Consider the following 2053-nt stretch of genomic DNA (forward strand, 5'->3'; position numbering starts at 1 on the left):
GCCGCTCGATCTCTTTCGCGCCATCAATCAGTTTTTTCGCCCAGGCGGGGATTTCCTCGCCGTCATCGAATCGTGGGGCTGCAACATTGGCGCGTTCGGTCATCGTAAATCCTTCAATATCGCCGGATGCCAACGGAGTGAAACGCCAGCATCCGGCAGTTGTGCGACACGCGGCCGAGGTCGTGCCGCATGAGGAATATAGCGGAATATCAGTTATCAGGCAATAATATATTACTGCGTCACTTCGCGTCAGGGCGCGTCAATTACAGTTTATTCGGTGAATACTGATAAGATGGTCGCGGTGATTGGTGCTGAATGAGGCGGCGGAGCGCGGCGGCGATTTCGGATTTTTCGCAGTGATATTTTTCCGGGTCGTGCCGGTCTGGATTGAGGCGTTGAACGCGGCGGGCAAGGTCCGCGATCTGGTCGGCCAGGTGATCGGTCATTTTGCCCCCAATTCGCGGCTGCGTGTAGCTATTGTGTACGGATCGCCCACATAGCTGGGCTTAAAAGCGATCGAGCCCGTTATAATCATTAGATAAATCCATATATGCCATGTCAGTAACTCCTGCCCTGTGAGGGCGGGGGTGGCCTTTTTGCTGGCCTTTTTGGGTCTCATGTGGGGGTGCCCGGTTTCCAATATCGGACGCTCCCGCTTTTCCCTCTAACCCAGCCGGCCATGTGGAGAATTGCGCCGATGCGTCGCTGTTCGGGTAAACCGGTTTTCTGTGTTTCGAGGTGGATTGCCTCATGGGCCACGTCGAGAATTGTGGTTCGCGAGAGCCCGGCGATGTAGGTCATAACCGGCGCTTCCCAGGCGTCATGCTCTTGGCGCGACTCCTGTTCGCGGGTGATGTGTTCGCGCTCGAAGTCGGGGCTGGGCCACCATCCTTCGCCAGCGCGATAGCGCGCGACGGCCTCAGCGAACAACTGATCGCGGTCGCGGGCGAGGGCGTCGAGGTCGATCTTGCCCACCGAGATCGGCCAGAAGCGCCGCGCGCCGGTTTCGTCTCTCAAATATTCGGCCTTGTTCGTCGTGCCGATGAAAACGCATTGCCGGGGTTCAACAACTTCCCTTCGTCCGTAGCTGGGGCGGTACTTTTCGACCGAACGGGTGATGAACGATTTTAGGGCCTCGGCATCGGCCTTGCTTGTCGCTGACAACTCTGCGAGTTCGACCAGCCATTTCCCCCGCAAGTATTGCATTGCGTCTTTGGTCTCGATGGCGGGGATATGATCGCCGAAATATTCCTCACCCGCCAAAATCTTGCAGGCGGTCGATTTCCAAGCGCCCTGCACCCCTTCGAGGATCGGCACGTAATCCATCTTGCATCCGGGCCGGTAAATGCGGGCGACCATTGCGATGAGGAACATTGAGCCTACGGCCTCATGATATGACGTGGGCAACGTTCCCAGGTATTCGCTTACCCACGTCCTCAGACGGGGCTTGCCGTCCCAGCGAAGCCCATCGAGATAATCTTTGACCGGATGATAAGAGCGTTCGACGGCTCGGGCGTTGATCGCGGCGTGAACCGTCGAGATCGTCATATTTTCCAGGCCGGCGCGCTGTAGAAGTTCGAGAAGCACGGTTTCGTCATTATCGAGGACGGGGCGCGGTTTTTCGACGATCTGCGGGTGCGGGCCGGGGATGGGGCGCATGAGATGCGCTTCGCGCGTCATCTCATTGTAGGCGAAAAGCCCAGACAGGCGCGGGTCTTTTCTCAGGGCCACCATTGCGTTGAAAACGTTGTTGCGCGGCTCGCCTTGTGCCGTTGTCTGGCACTGATCCAGCCAAGCCGGGGCGGGATCGTTGCGCGCTGTATCGGCGATCTTTGCCCAGGCGCGGCGAAGTTCGCGCTGCCCGTTCGGCATCCCCTTTTCGCGGACCCACGACGCGGCGCCGATCGCGGTCGAGAGCGTTTCGACCATCTGGTCATAGGTCTGCCCGGCGCGATAGCAGCGTCCGATCGCCTTAAACGCGGCTGCGGAGCGGCTTTTATCGGTGCCCCGCCCATCCGGCGCGGCGCTGGCCTCGGTGCCGTCCTGCGGCTTC

Annotated in this window: 2 protein-coding genes; one reads left to right on the forward strand and one right to left on the reverse strand. The window is 59.3% G+C overall.

Annotated features, from left to right (window positions below; translation table 11 throughout):
• The first annotated feature begins 305 nt into the window (after positions 1-305).
• Entirely contained in the window at positions 306-500 is a 195-nt protein-coding gene (locus tag ACP5E6_RS18665; RefSeq protein ID WP_427956917.1) for a hypothetical protein, read from the forward strand.
• A gap of 115 nt (positions 501-615) precedes the next feature.
• Here ACP5E6_RS18665 and ACP5E6_RS18670 read toward each other — a convergent pair.
• A partial coding sequence (locus ACP5E6_RS18670) for a VapE domain-containing protein (protein ID WP_427956918.1) occupies positions 616-2053 on the reverse strand: 1438 nt, incomplete at its 5' end.

The organism is Acidiphilium sp. (genome assembly GCF_049977125.1).
Classification (GTDB): domain Bacteria; phylum Pseudomonadota; class Alphaproteobacteria; order Acetobacterales; family Acetobacteraceae; genus Acidiphilium.